Raw genomic sequence first — 13447 nt, forward strand, 5'->3', positions numbered from 1 at the left:
GACTTACCCCTCAGGGTAGAACAGCCGGGAGTGTCCGGCAGCGCCTACTTCCGGACGACGATGACGATGAGGTCGCGGGGACCGTGCACACCCTCGACGCGGTTGAGCTCGATGTCCGAAGTGGCCGAGGGGCCGGAGATCATCGTCGACGGGTGGTCGGGGTTGATGCGCGCCATCATCTCCGGGATGCGGTGGACGATGCTGTCCTCGTGGACCAGGCAGATGTGGCGGTCGGGCACAAGGGTCAGCGCGCGGCGCCCACTCAGCGCGCCGGCCTCGAGGGTGATCGTGCCGGTCAGGGCGCAGGAGACGTGGGAATCGGTGACCACGGCGTCGACGTCGCTGAGGAGGCGGGGGTCGGAGTCGGCGGAATCGGGCTGGCAGTGGGCGTCGGTGTGGGTAAACAGCGAGGCGTCCAGCCCGGGCGCGTACGTGACGGTGTGGCATTCGCGATCGCGGAGCACGGAGGCGAGCAACTCGGGCAGGTCGGCGACCGCGCACTCGTGCACCTCGGCCCGGTAGTCCACGACGTTCTCCACGAAGAGAGCGATCCGCTCATCGCCCTCGATCCCGCCGGTGCGGTCGTACTCGCGCGGCACCTCGACACGGTCGGGGGTGTGGGAGAGCTTCTGGGCATTGCGGATACGCGCGAGGATCTCGTCTTTGGCGGAGCGCATCAGTTGTTCTCCTTCGGGGTGGAGGGGATCCCGGTCTCGCGGGCATGGGCCAGCAGGTCCCGGGCCTCGTCGGTGTCGAACCACTGGCGGAAGGACTTCTTCGGGGGGACCGCGACGTCGCGGGTCTTGGTCCAGCCCGAGAGCGGGGGCGGGGTGGCGTCGATGACACCGTTGAATCCACCGAGGATGCGGCCGAAGGCGACCAGGTGCATGACCCGGTTCCACTGCTTCGGGTGTGACATGACGGCGCCGACGACGTCGAACATGGCCTTCTCCGGCTGGGGGGAGAACTGCTCGATCTTCGCGCGTCGCAGGTCCAGCAGCGCGTCGGTGATGGGGATCTTGACCGGGCAGACGTCGTCGCAACGCCCGCACAGCGAGGACGCGAAGGGCAGCGATGCGGTGAGGTCGTCCGCGCCGTGCATGCCCGCGAGCTGCGGGGTGAGGATCGCGCCGATCGGGCCCGGGTAGACGGAGCCGTAGGCGTGGCCGCCCGCGCGCTCGTAGACCGGGCAGACGTTGAGGCACGCGGAGCAGCGGATGCACTTGAGTGCCTCGCGCCCGACCTCGCTGGACAGGGCGGCCGTGCGGCCGTTGTCCAGCAGGATCAGGTGGAAGTTCTGCGGCCCGTCGTCCTCGGTGACCCCGGCGAAGAGAGAGGTGTAGGGGTTCATCCGCTCGCCCGTCGACGAGCGCGGCAGCAGCTGGAGGAACACCTCGAGATCGTCGAAGGTGGGCACGAGCTTCTCGATGCCCATGACGGTAATGAGCGTCTCCGGCAGCGTGAGGCACATGCGGCCGTTGCCCTCGGACTCCACGATGGAGATGGTGCCGGTGTCCGCGACGCCGAAGTTCGCGCCCGAGATGGCCACCTTGGCGGTCATGAACTTGTGGCGCAGGTACTTGCGCGCGGCCTCCGCCAGATCCGCCGGATCCGAGGTCAGCGAGTCGTCCGTGTCCGGCATGTGGCTGCGGAAGATGTCCCGGATCTCCGCGCGGTTGCGGTGGATGGCGGGAACGACGATGTGGGAGGGGAAGTCGTCGCCGAGCTGCACGATGACCTCCGCCAGGTCGGTCTCCGAGGCATGGATGCCCGCCTCGGCGAGCTGCTCGTTGAGGGCGATCTCCTGGGTGGCCATCGACTTGATCTTCACCACCTCGGTCTCTCCGGTCTCACGAACGAGCTCGGTGACGATCCGGCCGGCCTCCTCGGCGTCGCGGGCCCAGTGCACGTGCCCGCCGCGCGCGGTGACCGCCTGCTCGAACTGCTCCAGCAGCTCGGGCATGCGGGCGGCGACGTCCTGTTTGGCGGCGGAGCCGGCGTCGCGAAGCTGCTGCCAGTCCTCCATCTCCGCGACCACCCCGTCCCGCTTGGCGCGGATGGTGGTGGTGGCGTGGGTGAGGTTGCGCCGCTGGGTGGCGTTGTTCAGACCCGACTTCGCGGCCGTGGTGAACGACTGGGTGCCGTGGCGCAGGTTGCCGGGGTGCTCGGGGGCGAAGGGCGGGCGTTTGGGCAGACCCAGGTTGACGGGGCTCACAGCATGACCTCCTTGGAGTAGGCGGCGGAATTGGGCGACCAGGGATGGTCCTTGGTGGAGGCGAGGATCTCCGCCAGATGTACGGCGCGGACGCCGGCGCGCTGGCGGGACAGGGCTCCGGAGATGTTCATCAGACAGGAGGAGTCGCCGCCGGTGACGTATTCCACCTGCGTATCGACGATGTTGCGGGCCTTGTCGGCGGCCATGGCCGAGGAGGTGTCCGCGTTCTTGATGGCGAAGGTGCCGCCGAACCCGCAGCACTCCTCCTTCTTGGGAATCTCCCGCAGTTCGATGCCCTCGACCTCGCGTAGCAGGGACAGCGGCCGGTCGCCGAGCTTGAGCATGCGCAGGCCGTGGCAGGACGGGTGGTAGGCGACCCGGTGGGGAAAGAAGGCGCCCAGGCGGGTGACGCCTTCGACGTCGATGAGGAACTCGGAGAGTTCGTAGGTCTTCGCGGCGGTGCGGCGGGTGCCGTCCACCAGCGCCTTGTTGCCGTAGCGCTCGGCCACGTGCTCCTGGTGCCTGCGCACGGTGGTCACGCAGGAGCCGGAGGGGGCGACGACGGCGTCGATGGAGTCGTCCGAGAACGCGTCGACGAAGGTGCGGATGATGTCCGAACCCTGCTTCTGATAGCCGGAGTTGATGTGCATCTGGCCGCAGCAGGACTGCCCCTCGGGGAAGACCACCTCGTGGCCGAGGCGGGACAGGATGAGCGCCGTGGCCTTGGAGGCGTCGGGGAACAGTGCGTCACCGATACAAGTAGGGAAGAGTGCGAGTCGCATACTGCGACCCTACTGCTGTTTTTGCCCCTTAGCCAGCGGGTATTAGCGCACATTAATGTTGCGTAATGGGGGTTCGTGGCCGCGGTCGCCCCACCCGCGGGCAGGATCGGCGGCGGCGGCTAAACTCCCGGAGCTATGACCCCCAGTGACCTAGCCTTCCTCATCCGAGAGTCCGCGCACGCCGTCCTCGACGCGCATGATCTCGACGTCAGCGTCCTACCCGAGACCGCCACCGTCGAACGCCCGCGCAACCCGGAACACGGCGACTACGCCACCAACATCGCCATGCAGGTGGCCAAGAAGGCCGGCGTCAACCCCCGCGAGCTGGCCACCTGGCTGGTAGACACCCTCGCCGCCGACGACGCCATCGATGAGGCCTCGGTGGCCGGACCCGGATTCATCAACATCCGCCTCGCCGCCGCCGCCCAGGGCGAGATCGTGGCCAAGATTCTCGCCGCAGGCGACGACTTCGGCGGCTCCGACCTCTACGCCGGGCAGAAGGTGAACCTCGAGTTCGTCTCCGCCAACCCCACCGGGCCCATCCACCTCGGCGGAACCCGCTGGGCCGCCGTCGGCGACTCCCTCGGCCGGGTCCTCGAGGCCAACGGCGCCGAGGTCACCCGCGAGTACTACTTCAACGACCACGGCGGGCAGATCGACCGCTTCGCCCGCTCCCTCGTCGCGGCCGCCAAGGGCGAGCCCACCCCCGAGGACGGATACGGCGGGGAGTACATCGGCCAGATCGCCGCCCGCGTCATGGAGCAGCAGCCGGGAGTGCTCGACCTCTCTCCCGAGGAGACCCAGGAGACCTTCCGCGCCGAGGGCGTGGAGATGATGTTCGAGCACATCCGCACCTCCCTGCACGAGTTCGGAGTGGACTTCGACGTCTACTTCCACGAGAACTCGCTGTTCGAGTCCGGAGCGGTGGAACGGGCCGTCGAAAAGCTGAAGAACGACGGCGCGCTCTACGAATCCAAGGGCGCGTGGTGGCTGCGCTCCACCGACTACGGCGACGACAAGGACCGGGTGGTGATCAAGTCCGACGGCGACGCCGCCTACATCGCCGGCGACATCGCCTACGTGGCGGACAAGTTCGACCGCGGCCACTCCCTGGCTATCTACATGCTCGGCGCCGACCACCACGGCTACATTGCCCGCCTCAAGGCCGCCGCCGCGGCGCTGGGCTACGACGCCGACCAGGTCGAGGTCCTCATCGGACAGATGGTCAACCTGCTGCGCGAAGGCAAGTCCGTGCGCATGTCCAAGCGCGCCGGCACCGTGATCACCCTCGACGACCTGGTCGAGGCGATCGGCATCGACGGTGCGCGGTATTCCCTGGTGCGCTCGTCCGTGGACTCCTCCCTGGACATCGACCTGGCGCTGTGGGAGTCGCAGAGTTCCGACAACCCCGTTTACTACGTGCAGTACGGCCACGCCCGGCTGTGCTCCATCGACCGCAAGGCCCGCGAGGCCGGGGTCACGGCGGACGACGCCGACCTCTCGCTGCTCACCCACGAGCGCGAGGGTGACCTCATCCGCACCCTCGGGGAATTCCCCTCCGTGGTGCGCACCGCCGCCGAGCTGCGCGAACCGCACCGCGTGGCCCGCTACGCCGAGGAGCTCGCCGGCGTGTTCCACCGCTTCTACGATTCCTGCCAGATCCTGCCCAAGGCGGGGGAGCAGGCCGAGCCCATCCACGCCAGCCGCCTCGCGCTCGCCGGCGCGTCGCGTCAGGTCCTGGCCAACGCGCTGCGCCTCGTCGGCGTCAGCGCGCCCGAGAGGATGTAGATGAGCGACTTCAACGGCCTGCCGCCACACGTCTGGCCGCGCAACGCCACGCGGCAGGAGGACGGCGTGGTCACCCTCGCCGGGGTGCCGCTCCCGGACATCGCCGAGGAATACGGCACGCCCGTGTTCATCGTCGACGAGGACGATTTCCGCACCCGCTGCCGCGACATGGCCGCGGCCTTCGGCGGGCCGGCGAACGTGCATTACGCGTCCAAGGCCTTTCTCACCCGGACGATCGCCCGATGGGTCGACGAGGAGGAACTCAACCTCGACGTCGCCTCCGAGAACGAGCTCTCGGTGGCCCTGCGCGCCGGGTTCCCCGCCGAGCGCATCACCGCGCACGGCAACAACAAGACCCCGTCCTTCCTGCGGGCGTGTGTCCGTGAGGGGGTGGGTCACGTCGTCCTGGACAACCACGGAGAGCTGGAGCTGCTCGATCTCATCGCCCGCGGGGCCGGGAAGGCCCAGCCCGTGCTCATCCGGGTCACCCCGGGTGTGGAGGCGCACACCAACGAGATGATCGCCACCGCGCACGAGGACCAGAAGTTCGGCCTCTCGCTCGCCGACGGGGCCGCCTGGGCCGCCGCCGAGGCCGCGGTCCGCGCGGAGAACCTCGAGCTCATCGGCCTGCACTGCCACATCGGCTCCCAGGTGTTCGACGCCGTCGGGTTCTCCCTGGCCGCCGAGCGGGTGCTGGGGCTGTACAAACGCATCCATGACGAGCTGGGGGTCAGGCTCCCGAAGCTGGACCTCGGCGGCGGCTACGGAATCGCCTACACCGCCGATCAGCGTCCCCTCGACGTGCTCTCGGTGGCGGGGGAGCTGCTCAGTGCGGTCTCCCGGACCGCCGAGGAGATGGGCATCGAGGCGCCCACCGTGCTCGTCGAGCCGGGGCGCGCCATCGTCGGGCCCTCGACGGTGACGGTCTACGAGGTCGGCTTCACCAAAACCATCTCCGTCAGCGACGACGCGTTCCGCCGCTATGTCGCCGTCGACGGCGGCATGAGCGACAACATCCGCCCCGCGCTCTACCAGGCGGAATACGACGGCCGCGTGGTCAACCGCTTCGTCGACGGGGTGGAGACCGCGACGCGCATCGTCGGTTCGCACTGCGAGTCCGGCGACATCCTCATCAATGACGAGCTCTACCCGGACGACATCACCACCGGGGACCTCTTCGCCACCGCCAACACGGGCGCCTACGGCTACGCCATGGCCTCGAACTACAACCTCTTCTCCCGCCCCGCCGTGGTCTCCGTGCGGGCGGGGGAGGTCACCCCCATGCTGCGGCGCGAAACCGTGGAAGATCTGCTGCATCTCGAGGCTTAGGCCGGGGTGCCGGGTCGCGTTCAAGACAGCTTTGTCTATAGTAGGCCACGGAACAGACCACGAGACAGAAACGGACAGCACGATGACGGCTCAAGAGACCACGACCCAGCCCGCCGGCAAACCAGTCGGAGTCGCCGTTCTCGGTATGGGAACCGTCGGCACCGAGGTCGTGCGCCTGCTGCGCGAGAACGCCGACGACTTCACCCACCGCATCGGCGGGCCCGTCGAGCTGCGCGGCATCGCCGTGTCCGACCTCGGCAAGGACCGTCCCGGCATCGACCGGGCACTGCTTACCGACGACGCGCTCTCGCTCGTCAACCGCGACGACGTCGACATCGTGGTCGAGGTCATCGGCGGCATCGACTACCCGCGCGAGCTCATCCTCGCCGCGCTCAACGCCGGCAAGTCCGTGGTCACGGCCAACAAGGCCCTGGTCGCCGCCCACGCCGACGCACTCTCCGAGGCCGCGGACAACGCCGGGGTGGACCTCTACTTCGAGGCCGCCGTGGCTGCGGCGATCCCCGTGGTGGGTATGCTGCGCCGCTCGCTCGCCGGCGACCGCATCGAGCGCATCTTCGGCATCGTCAACGGCACCACCAACTTCATCCTCGATGCCATGACCTCCACGGGGGCGACCTACGAGGACGCGCTCGCCGAGGCGACCCGCCTGGGATACGCGGAGGCGGACCCCACGGCGGACGTCGAGGGCCACGACGCCGCGTCGAAGGCCGCCATCCTCGCCTCCCTGGGATTCCACACCCGGGTGAACTTCGACGACGTCTACTGCGAGGGCATCACCCGGATCACCGCCGAGGACATCGACGCGGCCACCAAGGTGGGCTACACCATCAAGCTGCTGGCCATCTGCGAAAAGATCACCGGCGATGACGGCGAGGAGCAGGTCACCGCCCGGGTGCACCCCACCCTGATCCCCAGCTCCCACCCGCTGGCCTCGGTGAGCAAGTCCTACAACGCCATCTACGTCGACGCGGAGGCCGCGGGTTCGCTGATGTTCTACGGCAACGGGGCCGGGGGAGACCCGACCGCCTCCGCGGTGCTCGGCGACCTCGTCGGCGCCGCGCGCAACAAGGTGCACGGCGGCCGCGCCCCGGGCGACAGCACCTACGCCAACCTCGCCGTGGCCGACTTCGGCGACGTGCCCACCCGCTACCACATCGACATGCTGGTCAACGACCGCACCGGCGTGCTCGCGGACATCGCGACGCGTTTCTCCGCCAAGGGAATCTCCCTGCGCACCGTGCGCCAGGAGGAGCAGGAGCGGCACTCCCACGCCCGCCTCATCGTGGTCACGCACCAGGCCCGCGAGGCCGATCTGCGCGACATGGTGGCCGAGCTCGAGGCCTCCGAGGACGTGCAGAAGGTCTCCAGCGTCATCCGGCTGGACGGCTAGGACGCGATGAGCACTGAACTGGTTCCCGGAACCTCCGTCAAGGTGACCGTGCCCGGCTCCTCGGCCAACCTCGGCCCGGGGTTTGACACCCTCGGCCTGGCGCTGAGCATCTACGACGTCGTCGAGGTCGAGGTCACCGCATCCGGCCTGGAGATCGACATCTTCGGCGAGGGCGCGGACGACCTGCCGCGCGACAGCTCCCACCTCGTGGTGCGTGCCATCCACTCCGGCCTCGCCGCGGCGGGGGTCACGGCTCCCGGCCTGCACGTGACCTGCCACAACGCCATTCCGCAGTCCCGCGGGCTGGGTTCCTCGGCCGCCGCGGCCGCGGCCGGTGTCGTGGCGGCGAACGCCCTGGCCGGCGGCCCGCTCGACGCGGACCAGCTGGTCCAGCTCGCGTCCGCCTTCGAGGGCCACCCCGACAATGCGGCGGCCAGCGTGCTCGGCGGCGCTGTGGTCTCGTGGACGGACATCCCCGTCGATGGGCGCAGCGAGGCCCGCTACCGCGCGGTGCCCATCCCCGTGCACGAGTCTATGCGCGCCACGGCCATCGTGCCCGACTTTCACGCGTCCACCCACGCGGTGCGCAAGGTCCTGCCCGAGCAGGTGACGCATCTCGACGCCCGTTTCAACGTCTCCCGCGTGGCCGTCATGGTGGCTGCCCTGCAGCACTACCCCGAGCTACTCGCCGAGGGAACCAGGGACCGACTGCACCAGCCCTACCGTGCGGATGTCCTGCCGGTGACCGCGGAGTGGGTCAACCGGCTACGCAACCGCGGCTACGCGGCCTACCTCTCCGGGGCGGGGCCGACGATTATGGTGCTGTCGACGGAGCCGGTGGAGGAGCGGTTCCTCCGCGAGGCACGCGAGGACGGCCATCGGGTGCTGGAGCTCAGCGTCGCCGGCCCCACCCGGGTGGACAGCTAGTTCTTCGCCTGCCGGGACAGGTGGACCAGGCACTGGCCGTCCGCAGCCATCGGTTCGACGTGGGAGTCCACCCCGTCGCTGACGGTCTCGGCGAGGAACCCGTCGTGGACCCGGCACACGAAGTCGGAGGGCCGCCCGCCCGTGGCGGTGACAAAGGGGCAGGACTGCAGCGTCAGCGTGGTGCTGTCCGGGGTGTCCGGGTGTTCGGGCAGGGTGGGGTCGAAGCCCATGTCCCGCAGCATCGTGTGAATGCGCGACGCGGCGGAGTCGACGTCATGGGGCTCATGGCCCTCTTCCGCCATGCGCCGTGCCCAGCGGCGGCCGATGTCGCGGGCGCTGTCCGGGTCGATGGAGTCGGCCATCATCTCAATGAGCGTGACGTATTCGTCGGCGACCGTGCGGTTGTCGGGTACCCGGACCTGGAAGATCAGCGAGGGGCGGCCGCGCCCCTGCGCCGGGGCGGGGAACACCCGCACGGCGCCGTGGGCGACGAGCTCATCGAGGTGGCCGCGGGCGGTGTTGACGTGCATGCCCAGCGCGTCGGCGACATCAGAGGCGCGCGCCCCGGCGGTCAGCTGCTGCAGGGTGCGCAGAACCTCACGCTGCTTGGGGCTGAGTTTCAGCGATTCCGGGAACAGCTCCGTGGCTGGCCGGGGAGGGGTGTTCTCGCCCATGCGCTTGCGGTTCCTTTCACGAGGTCGGCCGGGGGTGGACCCTGACGGACAGGGCCTTGGTTACGCACTGGACCTTCGTTCCCGGCTCGAGCCCCATGCTCAGGGCGGAGGACGACGTGACGGGGACGGTGAGTCCGCCGTCGCCGACATCGACGGCGACCCTCGTGGTGGTCACGTCCGCGGCCTGGAGCGCCGTCACGGTCCCCGGCCAGACGTTGCGCGCGGATTCCGTGGGATCCGTCGCCGCCGGCAACCGTAGCACTGTCGCCTCAGGTGCGATCGTCACCACCGCGCCGTCCCCGACGGAAGCGCTAACTCCCTCGGGCAGGGTCCCGGTGATGGTCAAATTATCATTGGACACTGTAACGCTATCAGTCTTCACTTCTGAAATAACTCCGGTCAGACGGTTTAACCCGGAAATTCTCGCAATAAAGTCGCTGGGCGGGACCCGCAGCAACTCACCGGTGTCGCCGGCCGCGCTCACCCGGCCCGCCTCCAGGGCCACGAGCTGGTCTGACAATCCGGCCACGTCGAGGGGATCGTGGGTGACCATGAGGGTCGTCCGGTCGGCCGCGGCGGCGCGAAGCAGCTGGCGCCACCGGGCGGCGGAGGAGACGTCGATGGCGGCGAGCGGCTCATCGAGGATGAGCACGCGCGGGCGGGTGGCCAGGGCGCGCACGAGCGCCACCTGGGCGGCCTGGCCGCCGGAGAGGGAGGCGACGGGAAGGTCGTGAAGCGAGGATAGGCCGGCAGCATTGAGCAGCTCCCGGGTGCGCGCGGGGTCCCGGGTGGCCATGGTGACGGCTCCGGAGACCTTGGCCACGCGTGGCAGGCCAGGTTTCTGGGTCAGTAGGACCACGCCACGGCGATGGGCCGGCTGCTTATCGACGCGCTGTCCACCTACCGTGACCCGCGCGCCGGTGAGCCTGCCGGCGATCATGCCCACGAGGGTGGACTTGCCGGAGCCGTTCGGGCCGACCACGGCGGTGATGCGGTCGCGGGGAAACGTCGTTGATACGCCGTCGACCTCCACCTCGACCTCCGCGCCGCTCTCGGGGGCAGTGAGGCACCGGAGCCGGGCGGGGTCGAGCGGGGCGATGGGGCGGGGGCGCGGATGCGGCTCGCGCCTGAACAGGCCCGGCAGCGCCGCGAGCGCGAGGACGAGGATTGCCAGGATGATGAGCACTGCGCCCAGCGCGTAGGCGCCGTCGCGGTCGACCTCGCGCTCCAGGTAGACCGCCAGCGAAACGGTGCGTGTCTTGCCGGGCATGGAGCCGGCGAAGGTGATGGTCGTGCCGAACTCGCCGAGGGAGCGGGCGAAGGCCAGGCCAGCACCCGTGGCGATGGCGGGGGCGATGGTCGGCAGCGTGATGGAGCGCAGGATGCGCCCCGGCGACATGCCGATGCCCGCCGCGGAGGCCGTGACCTCGCGGTCCTGCTGGCGAAGGGCCGCGTCGACCGTGACGACGACGAAGGGCAGGGAGATGAAGACGTGGGCCGCGACGACGCCGGCGAAGGCGAAGGCGAACTGCCAGCCCAGCGCGTCGAGCACGGGGGCGAGCAGTCCGTTGTTGCCGATTGCTGCGCTGAGCGCCAGGCCAGAGACCACCGGCGGCATGGCCAGGGGGAGCAGGACGAGAAGGCGGGCGAACCCGGAGCCGCGGCGCATCGACTGCATCCACACCGCCAGGGGGACACCGACGGCGATGGTGATCAGCGTCGACAGCGCGGCCGCCGTCAGTGTGAGGCGCAGGAGCTCCTGGACGTCCGGCTCGGAGAGGATCGCGCCCAGGTCGGCCCAGGGCACGCGCGTCGCCAGCGCGAGGACGGGAAAGAGGAGGTACAGGGCCGCGAACACCCCGGCGACGATGACGATCGCCGGGGTGCGCGGCTGAATGGGGCGGGGCGTGGCCATCTAGTTGCTCGGCGTGAAGCCGGCCTCCTCGAGCCTGGTGGCGACCTCGTCGGAGAGGATGAGCTTCGCCAGGGCCTCCGCGGCCTCGGGGTTCGGGCTGTTGTTCACCGTGGCGACCCAGAGGGTGGTGGAGGCCTCGTTGGCATGGGGAATGTCGATGACCTCGACGTCGTCACCTGCGGCAAGAGCATCGGTGCGGTAGACCCATCCGGCCTCGGCCTCGCCGTTGGTGACCTTGCCCAGCACGTCGCCCACCGCGCCCTCGAGGGAGACGGGGGTCAGGTCGAGGTCGTTGAGCTTCTCGAGCTGCTCGGAGACGCCGCCGCAGGGCACCTGCGGGTCGCACAGCACGAGGTCGACGCCGTCGAGGTCCTCGACGGACCTGATGCCGACGGGGTTGCCCGCGGGGACGACCATGACCATGGAATTGGCGGCCAGCTCCTGCGGCTCGCCGACCGTGCCGTCAGCCTCGGCCTGGTCCATGGACTTCGTGTCGGCGGTGATGAGGACGTCGGCATCCGCTCCCTCGTTGAGCTGGGTGACCAGGGTGCCGGAACCGTCGTTGTTCAAGGCGACATCCTGCGGTGGGTCGAGCTCGCCGGCCAGGCGGGTCAGCTCGTCGTTGATGACACGGGTGGAGGAGGCGCCGAAAAGCTGCGTCTCGACGGCCTCGGCGGGGGCCGCTGCCGAGGCGGAGTCCGCGGCCGAGGCGGATCCGGATGTGGTCACCGTGGTGCCCTCGTCAGTGCCTGAGTTCGAGCACGCGACGAGGGTGGCGGTGCCGACGAGGGCGACGGTGGCGACGGTGGCGAGGGTGAATTTCCGATACATGTGTCAACCGATCTGCGGGGAAAATTGCGGGATCAGTCCGTATTCTACACACTTATTCCAGGAACACGGCGAATTTGCGGAAATTACGCGCCGCGGGACGGGGCCTCCCGGTCCGCGAGCTGCTCCGTGTGCGAGCGCACCGGCTCCCAGCCGCGGGCCGTGAAGTGGGTCGACGTGCGCGAATCCCGCGAGCGGTAGACCACGTACGGGCGGGTGACGTAGCCGACCGGGGCGGAGAAGGCGTGCACAAGGCGCGTCCACGGCCACACCGCCATGAGGGTGAAGCCGCCGATGACATGCACCTTGAACTGCCACGGCACGTCGGTCATGAGCTCCGGCTGGGCGTTGAGGATGAGCAGCTGACGCAGCCAGGGGGAGATGGTCTCCCGGTAGTCGTAACCGTGCGGGCCGCCGAAGACTTGCAGCGACAGGGTGGCGAAGAAGCCGGAGATGATCGCCGCGGCGAGGAAGACGTACATCGTCTTGTCCGAGGTCGAGGTGGAGAGGAAGACGGAGCGGTTGACTACGCGTCGATAGATGAGCCCGGCGAGGCCGAGGATGACCATGATGCCCGCGATCGTGCCGGGGATGGTGGCGATGAGGTGGTAGATGCCGTCGTTAAGCCCCACCGCCCGGGTCCAAGACTTGGGGATGGCCAGGCCCATGAGGTGGCCGACGATGACCAGCATCATGCCCCAGTGGAACAGCGGCGAGGAGATGCGCAGCAGGCGGGACTCGTAGATCTGGGAGGAGTGGGTGGTCCAGCCGAACTGGTCGGAGCGCCAGCGCCAGATGATCCCGACGACAAACGCCGCGATGCACAGCCAGGGGAACGCGACCCAGAGGAAGACTTCGAGGTTGCTCATGAGGGGGAGGATCCTTTACCTGTTGACGTCGGAGGACATGGTCGGGAAGGGGAGCTGGGTGATGCCGACCATCTCCGCCGGTGGACCGGACTTGATGAGGTCGATGTAGCGGAACACGGTCGCCTCGTCGACCCGGGGAAGAGACTTGGCGACGGCGACGATCACGTGGACGTACGGGGAGCCGATGTTCTCCAGCGCACTGCGCAGGACCTCGATGCCCTCGCGGTGGGAGGCGATCATTTCGACCGCGGCGGCGTGGTGGGCGTCGTCGACACGCGCGAGCGCCTCCAGCAGCACACACAGGTGATCGGGGAGCTCCTGCGTCTGCTCCTCGATGCCCAGCCCGCGCAGCTGCTGGCGAAACGCCAGGATCGCCGTGCCACGCTGACGGGTGTCGCCCACGGAGTAGTAGGAGAGGAACAGCGAGCAGCGCCGCCGCTGGTCGAACGTCTCGACGTAGTGCTCCTCCAGCTCACGCAGGCTCATCGATGCGGTGGCGGCGAGGAAGGCCCGGAACTCGTCGGCGATGGCCGCCGGCAGCTCCGGCAGCGACGCTCCGATGATCTCCCGGCTTTCCGCAAACCGCTCGTCCGGGTAACTCAGCAGCACCGACGCCGCCATGGCGACGATACGACGCTGCTCAGTGTCGATACTCACCGGCTCAACGAACTGCGCCGGGACGGCGCCCACGTGGGTCCGCCTGGCCATG

12 protein-coding genes are annotated in these 13447 nt (G+C 69.2%); 4 read left to right on the forward strand and 8 right to left on the reverse strand.

Going from position 1 to position 13447, the window contains the following annotated elements:
• Window positions 1-44: 44 nt before the first annotated feature.
• The 3 genes from CDOO_RS05670 to CDOO_RS05680 are packed head-to-tail and all read right to left on the reverse strand — an operon-like array spanning window position 45 to window position 2997.
• Entirely contained in the window at window positions 45-677 is a 633-nt protein-coding gene (locus CDOO_RS05670) for a LutC/YkgG family protein (RefSeq protein WP_018022209.1), read from the reverse strand.
• A complete protein-coding gene (locus CDOO_RS05675; RefSeq protein ID WP_018022208.1) occupies window positions 677-2215 on the reverse strand; it encodes a LutB/LldF family L-lactate oxidation iron-sulfur protein in 1539 nt (512 codons plus the stop codon). The genes CDOO_RS05670 and CDOO_RS05675 overlap by 1 nt, the downstream gene beginning before the upstream one ends.
• Window positions 2212-2997: a (Fe-S)-binding protein gene (locus CDOO_RS05680; protein ID WP_018022207.1), complete on the reverse strand. Its 786-nt coding sequence runs from the start codon at window positions 2995-2997 to the stop codon at window positions 2212-2214. Before CDOO_RS05680 ends, CDOO_RS05675 begins: the two co-directional genes overlap by 4 nt.
• 135 nt (window positions 2998-3132) lie before the next feature.
• On the opposite strand from CDOO_RS05680, the gene argS reads away from it, so the two are divergent.
• From argS to thrB, 4 genes are all read left to right on the forward strand, one after another.
• Window positions 3133-4785 (forward strand): arginine--tRNA ligase, encoded by a 1653-nt coding sequence (gene argS, locus CDOO_RS05685; protein ID WP_018022206.1) that lies wholly within the window; start codon window positions 3133-3135, stop codon window positions 4783-4785.
• Window positions 4786-6114, forward strand: a complete 1329-nt coding sequence (gene lysA, locus CDOO_RS05690; protein ID WP_018022205.1) for a diaminopimelate decarboxylase — start codon at window positions 4786-4788, stop codon at window positions 6112-6114.
• An 82-nt stretch (window positions 6115-6196) separates the two neighbouring features.
• The gene (locus CDOO_RS05695; RefSeq protein ID WP_020384637.1) at window positions 6197-7525 is read left to right on the forward strand and encodes a homoserine dehydrogenase; all 1329 of its coding nucleotides are present in this window, start codon (window positions 6197-6199) and stop codon (window positions 7523-7525) included.
• A 6-nt stretch (window positions 7526-7531) separates the two neighbouring features.
• Window positions 7532-8452, forward strand: a complete 921-nt coding sequence (gene thrB, locus CDOO_RS05700) for a homoserine kinase (protein ID WP_018022203.1) — start codon at window positions 7532-7534, stop codon at window positions 8450-8452.
• On the opposite strand, the gene CDOO_RS05705 is transcribed toward thrB, so the two are convergent.
• The 5 genes from CDOO_RS05705 to narJ all read right to left on the reverse strand — a co-directional run bounded on the left by CDOO_RS05705 (window position 8449) and on the right by narJ (window position 13446).
• Window positions 8449-9126, reverse strand: a complete 678-nt coding sequence (locus CDOO_RS05705; protein WP_018022202.1) for a helix-turn-helix transcriptional regulator — start codon at window positions 9124-9126, stop codon at window positions 8449-8451. The two genes, thrB and CDOO_RS05705, sit on opposite strands and share 4 nt — an antisense overlap.
• A gap of 16 nt (window positions 9127-9142) precedes the next feature.
• On the reverse strand, window positions 9143-11041 hold the full coding sequence (locus CDOO_RS05710; protein WP_018022201.1) for an ATP-binding cassette domain-containing protein: 1899 nt from the start codon (window positions 11039-11041) through the stop codon (window positions 9143-9145).
• Window positions 11042-11872, reverse strand: a complete 831-nt coding sequence (gene modA, locus CDOO_RS05715) for a molybdate ABC transporter substrate-binding protein (RefSeq protein ID WP_018022200.1) — start codon at window positions 11870-11872, stop codon at window positions 11042-11044.
• A gap of 83 nt (window positions 11873-11955) precedes the next feature.
• Window positions 11956-12738: a respiratory nitrate reductase subunit gamma gene (gene narI / locus CDOO_RS05720; RefSeq protein WP_018022199.1), complete on the reverse strand. Its 783-nt coding sequence runs from the start codon at window positions 12736-12738 to the stop codon at window positions 11956-11958.
• A gap of 15 nt (window positions 12739-12753) precedes the next feature.
• Window positions 12754-13446 carry a nitrate reductase molybdenum cofactor assembly chaperone gene (gene narJ / locus CDOO_RS05725; RefSeq protein ID WP_018022198.1) on the reverse strand — a complete coding sequence of 231 codons (693 nt, stop codon included), beginning with the start codon at window positions 13444-13446 and terminating at the stop codon, window positions 12754-12756.
• Window position 13447: the final 1 nt, after the last annotated feature.

The sequence above is a fragment of the Corynebacterium doosanense CAU 212 = DSM 45436 genome, from assembly GCF_000767055.1.
GTDB lineage: Bacteria > Actinomycetota > Actinomycetes > Mycobacteriales > Mycobacteriaceae > Corynebacterium > Corynebacterium doosanense.

Coding starts and splice junctions, on each gene's coding strand:
- CDOO_RS05670 (WP_018022209.1), bottom strand. CDS start 677: ATGCGCTCCGCCAAAGACGAGATCCTCGCGCGTATCCGCAATGCCCAG.
- CDOO_RS05680 (WP_018022207.1), bottom strand. CDS start 2,997: ATGCGACTCGCACTCTTCCCTACTTGTATCGGTGACGCACTGTTCCCC.
- argS (WP_018022206.1), top strand. CDS start 3,133: ATGACCCCCAGTGACCTAGCCTTCCTCATCCGAGAGTCCGCGCACGCC.
- lysA (WP_018022205.1), top strand. CDS start 4,786: ATGAGCGACTTCAACGGCCTGCCGCCACACGTCTGGCCGCGCAACGCC.
- CDOO_RS05695 (WP_020384637.1), top strand. CDS start 6,197: ATGACGGCTCAAGAGACCACGACCCAGCCCGCCGGCAAACCAGTCGGA.
- thrB (WP_018022203.1), top strand. CDS start 7,532: ATGAGCACTGAACTGGTTCCCGGAACCTCCGTCAAGGTGACCGTGCCC.
- CDOO_RS05705 (WP_018022202.1), bottom strand. CDS start 9,126: ATGGGCGAGAACACCCCTCCCCGGCCAGCCACGGAGCTGTTCCCGGAA.
- CDOO_RS05710 (WP_018022201.1), bottom strand. CDS start 11,041: ATGGCCACGCCCCGCCCCATTCAGCCGCGCACCCCGGCGATCGTCATC.
- modA (WP_018022200.1), bottom strand. CDS start 11,872: ATGTATCGGAAATTCACCCTCGCCACCGTCGCCACCGTCGCCCTCGTC.
- narI (WP_018022199.1), bottom strand. CDS start 12,738: ATGAGCAACCTCGAAGTCTTCCTCTGGGTCGCGTTCCCCTGGCTGTGC.
- narJ (WP_018022198.1), bottom strand. CDS start 13,446: ATGGCCAGGCGGACCCACGTGGGCGCCGTCCCGGCGCAGTTCGTTGAG.